Origin of the sequence: Yersinia sp. 22-579, assembly GCF_030433455.1 — a bacterium.
GTDB lineage: Bacteria > Pseudomonadota > Gammaproteobacteria > Enterobacterales > Enterobacteriaceae > Yersinia > Yersinia enterocolitica.
This window is the reverse complement of sequence record NZ_JAUJTZ010000015.1, coordinates 17,088-34,240: the sequence shown is the minus strand read 5'-3', so window position 1 is coordinate 34,240 and position 17,153 is coordinate 17,088. Positions and strand designations below refer to the sequence as shown.

The window sequence follows — 17,153 nt, the reverse complement described above, 5'->3', positions numbered from 1 at the left end:
TGGGACGGGGTTGTTGACAAAGTGCGTGCTACGGAGAGAACAGGCAGATCGTAAAGACGCCGTCAATCCATCCCTGGAGGCTCGAGCCGCGCCATCCCTGGCGCGGACGCTTTACTCTTCTGCCTGCCCTCACCGCCAAAGATCAAGTCATCGGGGTTTGTCAGCAGTTTGGCTCCCAAAAACGGGACCACGTTCATCTACTCGTCGATAGTCGCCTGATAGGCCTCGGCATCTAACAAACCATCTAACTCACTTTCATCAGAAGCTTTGATGCTAAATAGCCAGCCATCGGTATAAGGCGCGCTGTTCACCAGCTCTGGGGAGCTTTCTAGTTCAGCATTCACAGCGATGATTTCACCACTGATTGGCGCATAAATGTCAGAAGCAGCTTTAACGGATTCGGCAACAGCGCAATCGCTGCCAGCGGAAACTTCACTGCCCACTTCAGGCAAATCAACAAACACCATGTCACCCAGTAGCTCTTGCGCATGCTCGGTGATCCCGACGCTGTACACGCCATCACCATCGGCACGAACCCACTCATGAGATGACGCATATTTCAAATCTGCTGGTACATTGCTCATTGCTGCTCCTTAAAAAGGGTAGAGCCAAAAAGGTGTGGCTCGTAGAATTCGGAATACTCTAAATAATTACAGCGCGACCGGTTTACCCGCCCGCACAAAGCCCGGTTTTGTGACCCGCACCGGCATTTCACGGTTGCGGATTTGCACTACTGCATTTTCACCTATCCCCGCAGGGACACGGGCCAGCGCAATACTAAAACCCAGTGTAGGAGAGAATGAACCGCTGGTTATCACGCCAACATGCTGATTGCCCGAATCATCAGAAAAATGCACCGGCAACTCATTACGTAATACACCTTTTTCGGTCATGATCAAGCCTACCAATTGCTCAGTTCCGTTAGCACGTTGCTGCTCAAGTGCTTCGCGGCCGATAAACTGGCGGTCTTCTGGCAACCAGGCCACTGTCCAGCCCATATTGGCGGCAAGCGGCGAAACGCCTTCGTCCATTTCCTGGCCGTAGAGATTCATACCGGCTTCCAGGCGCAAAGTGTCACGTGCACCAAGGCCAGCAGGTTTCACACCGGCAGCCAACAACTGTTGCCAAAATTCGACAACCCGTTCTTTAGGTAGCGCAATTTCGTAACCTGCCTCGCCGGTATAGCCAGTGGTGGCGATAAACAAATCATCAGCCTGAATACCAAAGAACGGCTTCATTCCTGCGATCGCTTGTTGCTGCTCAGGAGTGAGTAAGGTCGCGACTTTCTGTTGTGCTGTTGGGCCTTGCACTGCTACCAGCGCCAAATCATCACGTACAGTGACATCAACCTGATACGGCTCAGCATGCTGAATGATCCAGTTCAGATCTTTTTCGCGGGTAGCGGAGTTAACCACTAAACGGAAATAGTCTTCGCGTAGGAAATAGACAATCAAATCATCGATAACACCGCCGGAGGCATTCAGCATTGCGGTGTAAAGGGCTTTGCCCGGTTGGGTCAGTTTGGCAACATCATTAGCTAATAGATAACGCAGGAATTCACGGGTACGAGCGCCGTGCAAGTCGACAATAGTCATGTGCGAGACATCAAACATACCCGCATCCTGACGCACGATATGGTGCTCGTCGATTTGGGAACCATAATGCAATGGCATCATCCAGCCATGAAAATCTACCATGCGCGCACCGCACGCCACGTGTTGGTCATACAGCGGGGTCTGCTTAGCCATCTACTCTCCCTCAATATACCCTTCGCACTTGAAGCCGTAGGGGCGTTGGCTACGTTCATTCACCCGAATCAGTTACCGGTGTAAGCTCATCGGGAATTCATTCGCTTGCCGCCTACCTACAACTCCAATTGCTTTGGATATAACATGTCATGAGTGTTTTATACCGGCTTCATCCCCCAATAAAAATAGGCATGAACACCGCTACGCAAACGATACCTTTTGCCCAACGTTATCACTGAATTCATCAGGTAACCATAAGCTAAAATAGGCGATAACCAGAGTTAGGACGACAAAAGGCAGGGGTATTGTGCAGAGTTTTCCACTGTAAAAATGCGCCCAGAGGCACATAATTAACAATTAAACCGTAAAAATAGCGATGTTATATAACGAAACAACCAAAACCCTGTCAGAATCGACTTATCAGGTTTTGGCTGTGCATAAAAAAAACTAATGCGAAAAGTGGGCTGAAATTAGATTATTTCAACTGAGGCGGGTTTTATACCTTGGATTATTCATCGAGCCAATCGGGCAAATCATTTAACCCCATCGCCTGACGCACTAACTGTGGTTTGATACCCGGCAAGTTATCAGCCAGCGTTAACCCAATATCACGCAGCAGTTTTTTAGCGGGATTATTTCCGGCAAATAAATCACGAAACCCCTGCATACTGGCGAGCATCACCGCAGCACTGTGTTTACGGCGACGTTCATAGCGGCGTAAATAAAGGTGTTGGCCAATATCTTTGCCCTGACGCTGCAAGCGCCGAAGTTCTGAAACCAATTCAGCAGCATCCATAAAGCCTAAATTCACCCCCTGCCCGGCCAATGGATGCACAGTATGGGCAGCATCACCGACCAAAGCCAACCGGTGAGCGGCAAAACTGCGCGCATATCGCCCGGTCAGTGGGAAGGTTTGGCGCTCGCTTTCAAGTTGGCATTGCCCCAGTCGCATATCAAATGCCATTCCCAACTCGCGGTTAAACTGCTCTGCGGGCAGTGCGGTTAACTCAGCGGCACGCTCAGGTGAGACTGACCAAACAATCGAGCTAAGATGCGGGTCGCTAAATGGCAGGAATGCTAAAATGCCGTCGCCATGAAACACCTGTCTGGCCGTGGCCTGATGGCCTTCTTCAGTGCGAATAGTGGCTACCAGCGCGTGATGGGCGTAATCCCAAAATGTCAGTGGGATATCAGCATGTTGGCGTAACCAAGAGTTGGCCCCATCAGCCCCGACCACCAGTTTGGTACTCAGCATCCGGTCATCCGTTAAGGTAATGAACGCTTCACTTTCGCCCCAAGCCACCTGTTTGATACTGGCGGGGGCCAGCAAGGTGACATCAGCCAATTGGCTTGCTCGTTGCCAGAGTGCCTGCTGAATGACCTGATTTTCAATAATATGTCCAAGATGGCTGAAACCATACTCATCGGCGTGGAAAGCAATTTTGCCAAAACTGTCTTGGTCCCACACTTCCATGCCACTATAAGGGCTGGCGCGTAGAGCCAAGATATTTTCCCACACACCCATTTTTTGCAGTAAGCGCTCACTGGCTGCATTGATCGCCGAGACCCGAAGCGCCAACTCACCGGTCACTGGCGCAGGTAGCGGCTCTTGTTCTGGCTGGTGTTCCAGAATGGCGATGCGCAGACCGCTGCCTTGCAACCCGCAAGCCAGTGCCAGGCCGACCATTCCGCCACCAGCGATTACCACGTCATATGATTGCATACCGAGATATATCCCATGAAAATATAAACTTTATTTACCCGATAGATTTCTCGATGCAGGAAGCAACGTGAAAGATGGCGGGCAAAACTAGCGACCGACCCATCCCAGCGTACGCCGCGCGAAAGTATCACGGATTGCAGGTATCTGTTCCATCGACATCAAAGCAAGGTTGCGGCCAACCACCAACGGCCCATAACGGTTGGCAAACAGGCGGATTAACCCATCAGTGATGCCAATGGTTGCCTGTTGATCCGGTTCCCGCCGCAGTTGATATTGACTGAGTACCTTATAATCACCGGGATCATTCCCCGCCCGCGCGATAGTTTCTGCTAATGACATCACATCACGCAGACCGAGATTAAACCCCTGACCGGCAATCGGATGCAATGTTTGGGCGGCATTACCGACTAATGCCAGACGATGGCTAACATGGCGCGTGGCAGTGAGCAATTGCAGTGGGTAACTGTGGCGTTTGCCAGCATGGAGCATTTTCCCCAAACGCCAGCCAAAAGCGCGCTGTAACTCCGCCAAAAAACGGGCATCATCCCAGCTATCAACCTGCGCTCTATCTTCTTTGGCATGACACCACACCAACGAACTGCGCCCCTGAGACATCGGCAGCAGCGCCAACGGCCCATGATGGGTAAAGCGTTCAAAAGCACGCCCATTGGGTAGCTCAGAAGTCGTGACATTAGCGATCACCGCAATCTGTTGATAATCCTGCTGCTGCCACTGAATGTTACAGGCCTGAGCCAATGCGGAATGAGAGCCATCCGCCGCCACCAACAGTTTAGCGTGAAGCTGTTGGCCGTTATCCAATGTCACCGTGGCAGATTCAGCCGTGCGAACCACATCAACCATTTTGGCCGGGCAATGTAGGGTCACTCCCGGTGCTTTCTGCAATAAGGCAAATAGCCGCTTACCCGCATCAAACAACTCGATGACCTGACCCAATGCCGGAACCCGATAATCTTGCGCCCGAAGGTTCACAAAACCGGAATGACCACTATCACTGACGTGAACATGTTCTATGGCGGTGGCACAATCGGCCAGAGCCGACCAGAGGCCAATACTATCCAATTGCTGACAGGTGCCGTGCGCCAAAGCAATGGCTCGGGCATCGAAACCCGGATGCTGCCTGCTATCAGGACGCTGCGCTTCAACCAGCGCCACCGGCATCTTTCCATGCGTAAGGGATGAAATAGCCAGCGCCAATGTTGCACCGGCCATACCGCCACCGACAATTATCACGCTCATCAGTTATCTCGCTGCTGCCATAAGGGCTTCAATCTCATCGGGATCTTTTACCACACTGGCGGTCAGATTTTCATTACCCTCGGTGGTAATCACGATGTCATCTTCAATGCGAATACCAATACCACGATATTGCGGCGGAACATCGGCATCTGGCGCAATATATAAGCCCGGCTCAATAGTCAGCACCATACCCGGTTCAAGAATGCGACCACGCTCACTGTTGGTATAATCACCAACATCATGCACATCCAACCCCAGCCAGTGGCTCAGGCCGTGCATAAAGAATGGCTTGTGTGCCTGTTCAGCAATGAGCTGCTCGATATCTCCTTTCAGGATACCCAAATCAACCAAGCCGGTGATCATAATCCGCACGACCTGCTCCGTGACTTCGCGGATACTGGTGCCTGGCCGGAATAGCTCCAGTGCTTTGTTGATGGAGGCCAACACAATGTCATAAATCTCGCGTTGCGCTGGGGTGAATTTGCCATTAACCGGGAAAGTACGCGTAATATCACCGGCATAGCCCTGATATTCACAACCCGCATCAATCAGCACCAATTCACCATCCCGCAGTTCACACTCATTTTCGGTGTAATGCAGAATGCAGCCGTTCTCACCAGCGCCGACGATGGTGTTATAGGCCGGATAACGCGCACCATGACGGGTAAACTCATGCAGAATTTCCCCCTCCAGTTGGTACTCGAACATTCCTGGGCGGCATTTCTCCATCGCGCGGGTATGGGCTAATGCGCTGATTTCACCGGCTCGACGCAGCACAGCAATTTCTTCCTCTGACTTAAACAGACGCATCTCATGCAGCCATGGTCGCCAATCAGTCAACGTTGCGGGTGCGCGTAGATTTTTACGAAAACCGTTACGTAACTTTTCCAGCGCAGCAAAAACAATTTTATCTGCATAATCATATTGCCCCTGCGCGTGATAAATCACATCAAGGCGATTAAGCAGCAAATAGAGTTGCTCGTCGATTTCATCGAAAGGTAATGCGCGATCAACACCCAACTTCTCAGGTGCGGCCTCTTGCCCTAAACGGCGGCCAAACCAGATTTCAGCGGTTAAATCCCGCACCCGGTTAAACAGCACGCTGTGGTTGTGAGTCTCATCGCTTTTCACCAGAATCAGCACCGCTTGCGGCTCATTAAAGCCCGTCAGATAGCTAAAATCGCTATTCTGCCGATAGGGATATTCGGAATCCGCGCTGCGCGTGGCCTCTGGTGCGGCAAAAATAATAGCAGCACTGCCCGGAGCCATCTTCGCCAATAGCGCTTGACGGCGGTTCTGGTATTCTTGCTGAGTCATTACACTCTCCTGAAATATCCGATTTTTATCATTTAACGCATAACACTGATTCGTCTAGTGTAATGTCGGCTTGCGTATTTCTGGTGCAGTCGGTTTTTCTTGGGTAAATTCGATATGACACAAGATAGCCGCGACACGGACATACTCAATGACTTCTTCCAGCGATTGAGCCAATTCCTCCTGATCTTCATCTTCGTCATACCCTAACTGAGCGATATTCCGTAAATCATCAATGGCCTCACCCACTTCGTCTTTTACTTGCGCCAACTTCGGTTGCAGCATTCCAAGCCCTAACAGGAAATGGTTTACCCAGCCGGATAATGCATCAGCACGGTCAAAAACAGTCACTTCTTCCCCTTCGGGAATCAGCAACTGGAACATAAACCCTTCGTTTTCCAGCGCTTCTTGTGTTGCTTCATGTAACTGTTGTAACGGCAAACCCAGGGCTTGTGAGAAGGCAACACCCTCATTGGTCAGGTCATGTACCATTGCGCGCCAGCCATCGTCTTTGCTGCCTCCGCAGAGCATGCCGCTGATCAGGCCATGCATTTCAGCAGGGGTTAATGCCACTGCTTGCTGGTTCAATGCCAGGGCCAGTGATTGGTAAGTTGGTAATGTATTCTCTATAGACATGCGTATTGGTCATCGTTGGCAGGATAAGTTCGTGTTATGCTACCACCAAGAAAGGTCGCTATACCAGAAAACGCAATGCACTATATCCTATAGATTTCAAGATGCAGGAAGGCAGCAATTGGGAGAGTCCCGCTGAGTTGACGCCAGTCAATGATTCGGGCAAGCGAGAGCAGCCAACACATATGCAACTTGAAGTATGACGGGTATAAAGGGGTTGTATCTTGGTATTGAGATATATATAGTGACGCCCGCTTTGCAGCTACGAGCATTTTGCCTCTGGTTTTCAGGGCTGGCGCGAAATTAGTCAGGAAGGTGGCATGTCTGCACAACCAGTAGATATTCAAATTTTTGGTCGCTCGTTAAGAGTTAATTGTCCGCCAGAACAACAAGACGCGTTGAACATGGCCGCAGAAGATCTTAACCAACGGTTGCAAGATCTGAAAGTTCGCACTAGAGTCACCAATACTGAGCAGTTAGTTTTCATCGCGGCATTGAACGTATGTCACGAATTAGCTCAGGAAAGGTTGAAAACCCGTGACTATGCATCCAATATGGAGCAACGTATTCGGATGTTACAACAGACCATTGAACAGGCATTGCTTGAACAAGGTCGCATCTCTGAACGTCAGGATGCACAGTTTGAATAAATCTCTGTTGAATGATAGATTCAGCAGTGAGTAAAGAATTTCTCTGAGGTGTTCGTCAGCGGGTCAGTCCCCTGAGCCGATATTTAATACCAACAGAATGTAGTGCCTCCGTAACCGGTGCGCATGCTCGGTCCGCCGAGAAGCCTTAAGGTTGCGACGCTGCGTTCACCTTGAACCATGGGTTCAAGGGTTACAGCCTGCGGCGGCATCTCGGAGATCCCTTTCTTATCGTGTAACGCGTATTTACGGTTATCACATTCGTTCTGATACAGGCAGTTTCCCTCTCACTAACCTCAGCTGCATATCTTTTATACCCTAAATAATTCGAGTTTCAGGAAGGCGGCAAGAGAGTGAGTCCCGATGAGCTTACATAAATAAGTGATTCGGGTGATTGAACGTAGCCAACGCACATGCAACTTGAAGTATGACGGGTATAACATGCCTCTAAATCCGCAATATGCCCTTGAGCGGCAAAAAATTCGCAGTGAAATCCGTGAGCGTCGGCGTCTTTTGACTCCTAAGCAACAACAACAATCCGCCAATCTCGCCGCCAGACAAATCGCTTCCCACGACAAAATTCAGCAAGCCAATACTATTGCACTATTTCTCTCTTTCGATGGCGAGTTAGATACCGCTCCTGTTATCGAATTACTGTGGCAGCAGAAAAAACAGATTTATCTGCCGGTACTTCATCCTTTCTGTCCCGGCCATTTGTTGTTCCTCCACTATCGTCCAGATAGCCAGCTCATTCGTAATCGCCTGAACATTCTGGAGCCTCAATTAGATGTGCGTGATGTCTTGCCATTAAAACGACTGGATGTCGTGATAACTCCGCTGGTAGCGTTTGATCAAGATGGACAACGTTTAGGTATGGGGGGAGGATTCTATGACCGTACGCTACAAAACTGGCAGCAGGGTGGCCCCTATCCTATTGGTTTAGCTCATGATTGCCAGCAAGTAGAGCACTTACCGAGTGAACATTGGGATGTGCCGTTACCAGAGATTGTGACACCGACAAAGGTATGGCGGTGGTGAGATAACCTGTGCAACGATATAAAAAATAACAAAAAACCCGGCATCAGCAGATACCGGGTTGTCGGTTACTATTCGCGCTACCAATATAATAAATATCAGTACAATAGGCGCGAGCGAATAGTTCCCGGAATCGCTTTCATTGCCTGCAAGGCTTTTTCTGCATTTTCCGCATCATCAGTCTCAACGTCGATAACGACATAACCAATATCAGCGCTGGTTTGCAAGTACTGCGCGGCAATGTTGACGTTCTGCTCAGCAAAGATTTTGTTAATGCTGGTCAGGATGCCTGGGCGGTTCTCATGGATATGCAGTAGACGGCGAGTGTTATCACCATGCGCTGGCAGAGAAACTTCCGGGAAGTTAACCGCAGACAGCGTTGAGCCGTTGTCGGAATACTTCGCCAGTTTACCGGCAACTTCATCACCGATATTTTCCTGCGCTTCCTGAGTTGAACCACCAATGTGCGGCGTCAATAGCACATTATCAAACTCGCACAATGGTGAATTGAACGGGTCTTTATTGGTGGCTGGTTCTTCAGGGAAAACGTCGATTGCTGCCCCTGCCAGATGATTGCTAGCCAGCGCATCACAGAGTGCAGGGATATCAACCACCGTCCCGCGTGAGGCATTGATCAACATCGCGCCCGGTTTCATCAGAGCCAACTGCTCAGGGCCAATCATATTTTTGGTGGAGTGGTTTTCTGGCACATGCAAGCTAATCACATCACTCATATTCAGCAAGTCAGACAGATGACGTACCTGCTGCGCATTCCCCAACGACAGTTTATTTTCAATATCGTAGAAGAACACTTTCATGCCGACACTTTCAGCCAAAATACCTAACTGAGTCCCGATATGACCATAGCCGATTATACCCAGTTTTTTACCACGGGCTTCATAGGAACCGACTGCCAGTTTGTTCCACTCGCCACGGTGCGCTTTGGCATTGGCGGATGGAATACCGCGGAACATCAGCAGTAACTCGCCCAGTACCATTTCGGCTACCGAACGGGTATTGGAGAAAGGTGCATTGAATACCGGCACACCACGTTTAGTCGCCGCTTTTAAATCAACCTGATTGGTACCGATACAGAAACAACCGACTGCAACCAACTTTTCTGCTGCAGCAAAAACTTCTTCGGACAGATGCGTGCGCGATCGAATCCCGATGAAGTGGGCATCACGAATAGATTCTTTCAGTGATTCGGTGTCTAAGGCACCTTTATGATATTCAATATTGCTATAACCGGCTGCACGCAGATTATCAACCGTGCTCTGGTGCACCCCTTCCACTAACAGAAACTTAATTCTGTCTTTCTCCAGTGATACTTTTGCCATGTCCCCGACCCTATTTTCAGACTTCAGATGTGGCTGCCGATATCGAATGAATCCGGTCAGCACCCAGTCAACATAACAAATATTTCGCTGGCAGCAATACAAACGATTGCCTTGCTGTCAGCATAACAAACAGTGCAAATGTTAATTTATGGAATAAAAAACTGGCAGGAAGTGAGTTAATGGCAGGTTAAGAAAATGAAATGAGTAAATGTGATATATATCACCAAATTTAACCATTTTAAGAAAAGATATTTAAAGGCAAAAATTATCAGGATGAAGCAACCAAACCTCATCCTGAATACATCTTAGCTGATCACTTAAGTTCTACGGTTTTAACACCATCGGCAGTGCCAATTAGTGCAACATCAGCACCTCGGTTGGCAAATAACCCCACAGTGACAACACCGGCAATATTATTAATTTTATTTTCAAGCGCAATGGCATCCAAAATAGTCAGATTATGGACATCCAAAATAACATTGCCGTTATCAGTCAAAACATTCTGGCGATACTCAGGTAACCCGCCTAATTTCACCAGTTCACGCGCCACATAAGAACGCGCCATCGGGATAACTTCGACCGGCAGCGGGAATTTACCCAGCACATCAACCTGCTTGGAAGCATCGGCAATACAGATAAATTTACGAGCAATGGCCGCAATGATTTTCTCGCGGGTCAGAGCCGCACCGCCGCCTTTGATCATCTGCATTTGGCTGTTAATTTCATCAGCACCATCGACATAAATATCCAGCTCGTCGACTTCGTTGCAATCAAATACCTGAATGCCATAACTTTTCAGTTTAGCGGTAGAGGCATCAGAGCTGGAAACGGCCCCTTCGATCTGGCCTTTAATGGAAGCGAGAGCATCGATAAAATGTGCCGCAGTTGAGCCAGTACCGACCCCAACGATAGTGCCAGGTTTGACATATTCTAATGCTGCCCAGCCCACTGCTTTTTTAAGTTCATCCTGAGTCATGGTAAGTTCACGCCTTGATGTGAAAGAAAACCTGACGTCATTATAGAGCATATAAGTGATAAAACGTCGCAATAAAGCCAACTCGTGTGATGGTTAATTTTAGCTGGATCACAGTTATGCCGGTTTATTTGTGGCGAGCCCCACGGCATTCCAACATAGATAAATGATCAAAATGTGGCATAGTGCGGTATTAACTTAATATTTGGAGAGATGACTCCGATGAAACGCCCAGACTACCGTACGCTACAAGCGCTGGACGCGGTGATCCGTGAACGCGGTTTTGAACGCGCTGCACAAAAACTTTGCATCACCCAATCGGCGGTATCTCAACGCATTAAGCAGTTGGAGAATCTGTTCGGTCAACCACTGTTGGTGCGCACTGTGCCCCCCCGTCCAACTGAGCAAGGGCAGAAACTGCTCGCCTTGCTGCATCAGGTCGAATTGCTGGAAGAAGAGTGGCTCGGCAATGATAACGGCGGCGATACACCGCTGCTGCTGTCATTGGCGGTCAACGCCGACAGCCTGGCAACCTGGCTCCTGCCAGCCTTAAAACCGGTGTTGGCAGACTCCCCTATCCGGCTGAATTTACAAGTCGAAGATGAAACCCGAACTCAAGAACGGTTACGTCGTGGCGAAGTGGTAGGTGCGGTCAGTATCCAACCTCAGCCGCTGCCAAGCTGCCTGGTCGATCAGCTCGGCGCACTGGATTACCTGTTTGTTGCTTCAAAACCCTTTGCAGAACGTTATTTCCCCAATGGCGTGACCCGCTCGGCATTGCTGAAAGCACCTGCGGTGGCCTTTGACCATTTGGATGATATGCATCAGGCGTTTTTACAGCAGAATTTCGATTTGTCGCCGGGCAGTGTGCCCTGCCATATCGTTAACTCATCAGAAGCGTTTGTACAATTGGCAAGACAAGGTACTACCTGCTGTATGATCCCGCATCTGCAAATTGAAAAAGAGTTGGCATCCGGTGAATTAATTAATCTGACGCCGGGATTATTGCAACGGCGAATGCTGTTCTGGCATCGATTCGCGCCAGAAAGCCGGACGATGAGAAAGGTAACTGACGCCCTGTTATCTTACGGGCGTCAGGTATTACGGCAAGACTAGCTTATTTGGCGGCAGTAGCTGGCGTGTTAGAGCTGGTTTTTAGCTCAAATACCACATCAACCTGATCATCGAAATGAATAGTCTGCTGTTCGTAAGTTTGGGCGGCATCAGTGGCTGGTGCAGCTTCAGCACTCTTGAACATACGCGCTACTGGCATTGGCTGGTAGTTAGCAACATGGTAACGAATGCTGTATACCGGCCCTAATTTCACCTTAAATCCATCAGCCAATGCACCCGCCTGACTAATGGCATTTTCAATGGCCTTTTTCCGCGCTTGCTCACGGTAAGTGTCCGGATTGGCAACCCCCAGTTCCACGGCACGAATCTCATTCAGGCCTGATTTTAACGCGCCATCCAGCAACTCATTTAACTTATCCAGTTGGCGCAGTGTCACCTGAACCTGACGTACCGCGCGGTAGCCCTTCAATACGGCTTCACCGGTTTTTTGATAATCGTATTCAGGTTGAGTACGAATATTGGCAGCATTGATATCTTTTTTCTCAATGCCACTCTTACGCAGAAAATCAAAATATTGTGCGACGCGGGTATCTGCCTGTTTTTTGGCGTCTGCGGCGTCTTTGGCAGATACACTCACTTCAATGGCAATAGTAGCGATATCCGGTGTTGCATCAACACTGGCGGTGCCGGAGGTAACAACATGCGGCCCTTCTGGCACTTCGGCGGCTTGAACTTGTAGCGCCAAAGGTAACGTCCCTAATCCCATCATTGCGGCCAAAGCCAATGTCTTCAACTTCACGGAAGCCTCCTAAGATAATCATAATAAAACTAAGACAACCGTAGCATATCTTACTGAATTAGGGATTCGGATTAATGCTAAAAACTTACAGGTTCAATCCCTGTCGCGCTAACTGAAAAGCGATAAACCACATCACTCCCCCCACCAGCAAATTGATTACCCGCTGTGAGCCAGGCCGATTAAGCCACGGCGATAGCCACGCAGCCAGCAATGCCAGAGCAAAAAACCAGGCCACTGAAGCGCTCACGGCACCAAAAGCAAACCAGGGCCGAACATCCGGTAATAACTGGCCTCCCAAGCTACCCAGCACCACAAAAGTATCCAGATAGACATGCGGGTTAAGCCAGGTCACCGCTAATAATGTCACGACAATGCGCCAGCGCCCTTGTGCACCAGCGGCAACCGCAGCAGATGAGCTATCTCCACGCCATGCGGCCATCAGCGCCCCCCAGCCATACCATAACAAAAATGCCACGCCGCCCCAGGTGACCAGTGCCAGCAGCAAGGGAGAGCGGTTCAGTAAGGCGCTACCGCCAAAAATACCGGCGCAAATTAAGATGATGTCACTAAGGGCACACAATGATGCACTCATCAAATGATGCTGCCGTTTAATTCCCTGATTCATCACAAAAGCATTTTGCGGCCCAAGGGGAAGGATCATGGCTGCACTCAGGGCAAAACCTTGCAAAAATACGGCTAACATACTGTTACCTTTAAATAATACTCAAAACTGATTGAGATAATTGGAGAGGAATTAGCAGCATAGTACGGGGATAAAACCATCAGAGGAAATTGATATTTCTTATCTACTATAAGAAAAACTAATAATTAATAAACTGAAGCTCGTGCGGGAGAAAAATAAATGAAAAAGAGAAAAAACGGGCTAAAAATAGCCCGTATTGACCACTGGCAAAGTCAACTTAAGGGGAATCGTGCCGTTGGGGTCTCTCTTTGTTTCAAATACAAGCGACGGAGTCGCCGGAGCGCCCCTAGGTGCGGTAACCCCGTCACTCACTAGCTATCAGCAGCTAAGCTGTCGGAGCAGATTCTGCTTTATCAACCTGATGCAAATGCACATCCATCTGTGGATATGGAATGCCGATTTTGTGAGCATCCAATGCACGTTTGAAGTTTTCCATCAGATCCCAATACACTTCCATGGCATCGCCATTAGTGGTCCAGACTCGCACGGTAAAGTTTAATGACGAAGCCGCCATCTCATTCAGACGCACGGTAACCCCTTTGTCATGCATAATGCGTGAATCGGCTGCAATGATGTCACCCAGCACTTTCTTCACCACATCAATATCAGCATCGTAGGAAACACCGATAACCATATCTGTACGGCGGTTCGGTTCACGGCTGGTATTGATTATATTGTTGGCGATAATTTTACCGTTCGGTACAACAATGATTTTGTCGTCAACCGTCCGTAGCGTGGTTGAGAAAATTTGCACTTGCACCACGGTACCGGCTACGCCACCCAGATCGACGTACTCACCCGCTTTAAACGGACGGAAGGCCACCAGCAACACACCAGCAGCAAAGTTGGACAGTGAGCCTTGCAGCGCCAAACCAACGGCTAAACCGGCAGCACCGATGACCGCAATCACTGACGCGGTTTGCACCCCAAGACGCCCCAGAACCGCCACGATAGTGAAAGCCAGAATGCTGTAACGCACCATTGCCGCCAAAAAATCCGCAACAGTGATATCAATTCCGCGCAATTTCATCACTCGGCCAAGCATGCCAGAAACCACTTTGGCAATGATCGAACCCACAATCAGAATCAATAAGGCTGCGATAAGATTGACTGCATACTGAATCAGTAATTCCTGATTATTCACCAACCAGGTACTCGCTTCATTGATTCCATCAACTACGTTTAATTCTTCCATTTAAACCACCCTACAAAAAAGTCCCCGCTGGGGAGATTACGCAAAAATTACTGCCATTGTTAACCAATATGACAGCCATGCCTGTTTAGGGTAACCAACAATAGGTCGTGTTGCCAATTTTGATAGCAGGTGAACGAACGCAAATAGATAGCTCACTATCACTTCGCCATTGCCTCTATGCAGCCAGCGCAACAAACGAAAAAAGGCCCCGCAGGGCCTTTTCAATCAGTCAAAATGAGACTGAATTACAGTACGTCGATTGCGTTCAGTTCTTTGAATGCCAGTTCCAGACGGGCAATCATTGAAGTCTGTGCAGCACGCAGCCATACGCGTGGATCGTAGTATTTCTTGTTCGGCTTGTCAGCACCTTCTGGGTTACCCAATTGGCCTTGCAGATAGCCTTCGTTCTTTTTGTAGTAGTTCAGAATACCTTCCCATGTAGCCCATTGGGTATCGGTGTCGATATTCATTTTCACTACGCCGTAGCTAACTGCTTCTTTAATTTCAGCAGCAGTTGAACCTGAACCACCGTGGAACACGAAGTTTAGGCTGTTGTGCGGCAGATTGTGTTTCTTAGAAACATAATCCTGAGAATCACGCAGAATAGTTGGGGTCAGTTTCACGTTACCTGGTTTGTAAACACCGTGCACGTTACCGAAAGAGGCCGCGATAGTGAAACGCGGGCTGATTGCGTTCAGTTTTTCGTACGCGTAATCAACATCTTGTGGCTGAGTGTACAGAGAAGAAGCATCCATGTGGCTGTTGTCCACGCCATCTTCTTCACCACCGGTGCAACCCAGTTCGATTTCCAGCGTCATACCCAGTTTTGACATACGAGTCAGGTACTTGCTACAAATTTCGATGTTTTCTTCCAGGGACTCTTCAGACAGGTCGATCATGTGAGAAGAGAACAGTGGTTTGCCGGTTGCAGCGAAGTGTTTTTCGCCCGCATCCAACAAGCCGTCTAACCACGGCAGCAATTTCTTGGCGCAATGGTCGGTATGCAGAATGACTGGAACACCGTAGTGTTCAGCCATCTGATGTACATGGTGCGCACCAGAGATAGCGCCCAAGATTGCCGCACCTTGTGGCACGTCAGTCTTCACGCCTTTACCAGCGATAAATGCTGCACCACCGTTAGAGAACTGAACAATAACTGGCGCACCCACTTTGGCTGCTGTTTCCAGCACTGCGTTGATAGAGTCGGTGCCGACACAGTTAACCGCTGGCAGAGCAAATTTGTTTTCTTTTGCTACTGCGAACACTTTCTGAACGTCATCACCTGTGATGACACCTGGTTTTACGAAATCAAAAATTTTAGACATGTACGTTGTCCTGTTTCGTCGACTGAAGATAGCAGCTATCCGAGAGGATAGGCCCTAAATGTAAATCGGTTTTCGCCAGCCTAAAGCCCACGAGCTTCATTAGCTAAAAAGCGAAACATTGGCTAAAAGCGAAACGGGCGGCTCTCGCCCCCCGTTATCTAAATTACTGCTTAGCGCGCTCTTCCAGCATCACAACTGCTGGTAGTTTTTTCCCTTCTACGAACTCAAGGAAAGCACCACCACCGGTGGAGATGTAGGAGATTTGGTCAGCAATACCGAACAGATCGATTGCTGCCAGAGTGTCACCACCGCCCGCGATTGAGAATGCTTCGCTCTCTGCGATGGCGCGAGCCACTATCTCGGTCCCTTTACGGAAGTTAGGGAACTCGAATACACCAACTGGGCCATTCCACAGAATGGTTTTGGCGTTTTTCAGGATCTCAGCCAGACGCTCCGCAGATTCGTCGCCCAAGTCCAGAATTTGTTCGTCATCTTTGATTTGGTTAGCTGGTTTCAGCGTTGCCGTCGCAGTTTCAGAGAACTCGGTCGCAACACGCACATCAGTAGGTACTGGGATATCACAAGTTTCCAGCAGACGTTTTGCTTCTGGAATCAGGTCTGCTTCATACAGAGATTTACCGACGTTATTGCCTTGAGCGGCAACGAAGGTATTGGCGATACCGCCACCAACAATCAGTTGGTCTGCAATTTTAGACAGAGCACCCAATACAGTCAGTTTGGTTGAAACTTTAGAACCACCTACGATGGCAACCATTGGACGCGCTGGGTTACCCAGTGCTTTGCCCAAAGCTTCCAGTTCTGCTGACAACAGCGGGCCAGCACACGCGATAGGGGCAAATTTACCCACGCCGTGAGTAGAAGCTTGTGCGCGGTGAGCAGTACCAAAAGCATCCATCACATAGACATCACACAGTGCTGCATATTTTTTGGACAGAGTTTCGTCGTCTTTCTTTTCGCCTTTGTTAAAGCGAACGTTTTCCAGAACAACCAACTCGCCAGCTGCAATTTCAACGCCGTCCAGATAGTCTTTCGCTAAACGTACCGGAGCAGACAATTTGTCTTTCAGGTAATTAACCACTGGCAGCAAGGAGAACTCTTCGTTGTACTCGCCTTCGGTCGGACGCCCCAGGTGAGAGGTAACCATTACTTTAGCGCCTTGCTTCAATGCCGTTTCAATGGTCGGCAGAGATGCACGGATACGCGCATCAGAAGTCACTTTGCCATCTTTTACCGGAACATTGAGGTCCGCACGGATCAGCACGCGTTTGCCAGCCAGATCCAGATCGGTCATCTTAATTACAGACATGGTGAATCCTCTTGTTGATTCTCTTTAAAGTTGCATAAGCTGCATATCAACGTTGATAAA

The 17,153-nt window shown here is 49.1% G+C and carries 16 protein-coding genes and 1 other RNA gene; 4 read left to right on the top strand and 13 right to left on the bottom strand.

Features of this window, described 5'->3' with window-relative positions; genetic code table 11:
- Positions 1–197: 197 nt before the first annotated feature.
- The 6 genes from gcvH to QSV56_RS17220 form a co-directional block, all read right to left on the bottom strand.
- Positions 198–584, bottom strand: a complete 387-nt coding sequence (gcvH, locus tag QSV56_RS17245; RefSeq protein WP_019082402.1) for a glycine cleavage system protein GcvH — start codon at positions 582–584, stop codon at positions 198–200.
- 66 nt (positions 585–650) lie between these two features.
- Positions 651–1,748: a glycine cleavage system aminomethyltransferase GcvT gene (gene gcvT, locus QSV56_RS17240; RefSeq protein WP_019078995.1), complete on the bottom strand. Its 1,098-nt coding sequence runs from the start codon at positions 1,746–1,748 to the stop codon at positions 651–653.
- A gap of 508 nt (positions 1,749–2,256) precedes the next feature.
- Positions 2,257–3,471, bottom strand: coding sequence for an FAD-dependent 2-octaprenylphenol hydroxylase (gene ubiI / locus QSV56_RS17235; RefSeq protein WP_019078996.1), 1,215 nt, complete (start codon positions 3,469–3,471; stop codon positions 2,257–2,259).
- 87 nt (positions 3,472–3,558) lie between these two features.
- Positions 3,559–4,728, bottom strand: coding sequence for a 2-octaprenyl-6-methoxyphenyl hydroxylase (gene ubiH, locus QSV56_RS17230; protein WP_046050298.1), 1,170 nt, complete (start codon positions 4,726–4,728; stop codon positions 3,559–3,561).
- Between the two features lie 3 nt (positions 4,729–4,731).
- Positions 4,732–6,045 carry a Xaa-Pro aminopeptidase gene (pepP, locus tag QSV56_RS17225; RefSeq protein ID WP_050160154.1) on the bottom strand — a complete coding sequence of 438 codons (1,314 nt, stop codon included), beginning with the start codon at positions 6,043–6,045 and terminating at the stop codon, positions 4,732–4,734.
- 54 nt (positions 6,046–6,099) lie between these two features.
- A complete protein-coding gene (locus tag QSV56_RS17220) occupies positions 6,100–6,678 on the bottom strand; it encodes a YecA family protein (RefSeq protein WP_019078999.1) in 579 nt (192 codons plus the stop codon).
- A gap of 317 nt (positions 6,679–6,995) precedes the next feature.
- Between QSV56_RS17220 and zapA the strand changes: the two genes are divergently transcribed.
- From zapA to QSV56_RS17205, 3 genes are all read left to right on the top strand, one after another.
- Positions 6,996–7,325 carry a cell division protein ZapA gene (gene zapA, locus QSV56_RS17215; protein ID WP_004706812.1) on the top strand — a complete coding sequence of 110 codons (330 nt, stop codon included), beginning with the start codon at positions 6,996–6,998 and terminating at the stop codon, positions 7,323–7,325.
- A 37-nt stretch (positions 7,326–7,362) separates the two neighbouring features.
- Positions 7,363–7,546, top strand: a non-coding RNA gene (ssrS, locus tag QSV56_RS17210) — 6S RNA.
- Between the two features lie 217 nt (positions 7,547–7,763).
- Positions 7,764–8,360 (top strand): 5-formyltetrahydrofolate cyclo-ligase, encoded by a 597-nt coding sequence (locus QSV56_RS17205; protein WP_019082400.1) that lies wholly within the window; start codon positions 7,764–7,766, stop codon positions 8,358–8,360.
- Between the two features lie 95 nt (positions 8,361–8,455).
- Here QSV56_RS17205 and serA read toward each other — a convergent pair whose 3' ends face one another.
- Both serA and rpiA read right to left on the bottom strand, forming a co-directional pair.
- Positions 8,456–9,697, bottom strand: coding sequence for a phosphoglycerate dehydrogenase (serA, locus tag QSV56_RS17200; RefSeq protein WP_005163339.1), 1,242 nt, complete (start codon positions 9,695–9,697; stop codon positions 8,456–8,458).
- A 313-nt stretch (positions 9,698–10,010) separates the two neighbouring features.
- Positions 10,011–10,673 (bottom strand): ribose-5-phosphate isomerase RpiA, encoded by a 663-nt coding sequence (gene rpiA / locus QSV56_RS17195; RefSeq protein WP_005163342.1) that lies wholly within the window; start codon positions 10,671–10,673, stop codon positions 10,011–10,013.
- A gap of 219 nt (positions 10,674–10,892) precedes the next feature.
- Here rpiA and QSV56_RS17190 point away from each other — a divergent pair, with 219 nt between their 5' ends.
- Positions 10,893–11,786, top strand: a complete 894-nt coding sequence (locus QSV56_RS17190) for a LysR family transcriptional regulator ArgP (RefSeq protein ID WP_005163344.1) — start codon at positions 10,893–10,895, stop codon at positions 11,784–11,786.
- Position 11,787: 1 nt separating this feature from the next.
- On the opposite strand, the gene QSV56_RS17185 is transcribed toward QSV56_RS17190, so the two are convergent.
- The 5 genes from QSV56_RS17185 to pgk form a co-directional block, all read right to left on the bottom strand.
- Entirely contained in the window at positions 11,788–12,543 is a 756-nt protein-coding gene (locus QSV56_RS17185) for an oxidative stress defense protein (RefSeq protein ID WP_019079001.1), read from the bottom strand.
- 85 nt (positions 12,544–12,628) lie between these two features.
- On the bottom strand, positions 12,629–13,246 hold the full coding sequence (gene argO, locus QSV56_RS17180) for an arginine exporter ArgO (protein ID WP_046694575.1): 618 nt from the start codon (positions 13,244–13,246) through the stop codon (positions 12,629–12,631).
- 325 nt (positions 13,247–13,571) lie between these two features.
- Positions 13,572–14,441, bottom strand: a complete 870-nt coding sequence (gene mscS / locus QSV56_RS17175) for a small-conductance mechanosensitive channel MscS (RefSeq protein WP_005173531.1) — start codon at positions 14,439–14,441, stop codon at positions 13,572–13,574.
- A gap of 245 nt (positions 14,442–14,686) precedes the next feature.
- On the bottom strand, positions 14,687–15,766 hold the full coding sequence (gene fbaA, locus QSV56_RS17170) for a class II fructose-bisphosphate aldolase (protein ID WP_005173534.1): 1,080 nt from the start codon (positions 15,764–15,766) through the stop codon (positions 14,687–14,689).
- A 163-nt stretch (positions 15,767–15,929) separates the two neighbouring features.
- Positions 15,930–17,093 carry a phosphoglycerate kinase gene (pgk, locus tag QSV56_RS17165; RefSeq protein WP_005157067.1) on the bottom strand — a complete coding sequence of 388 codons (1,164 nt, stop codon included), beginning with the start codon at positions 17,091–17,093 and terminating at the stop codon, positions 15,930–15,932.
- Positions 17,094–17,153: the final 60 nt, after the last annotated feature.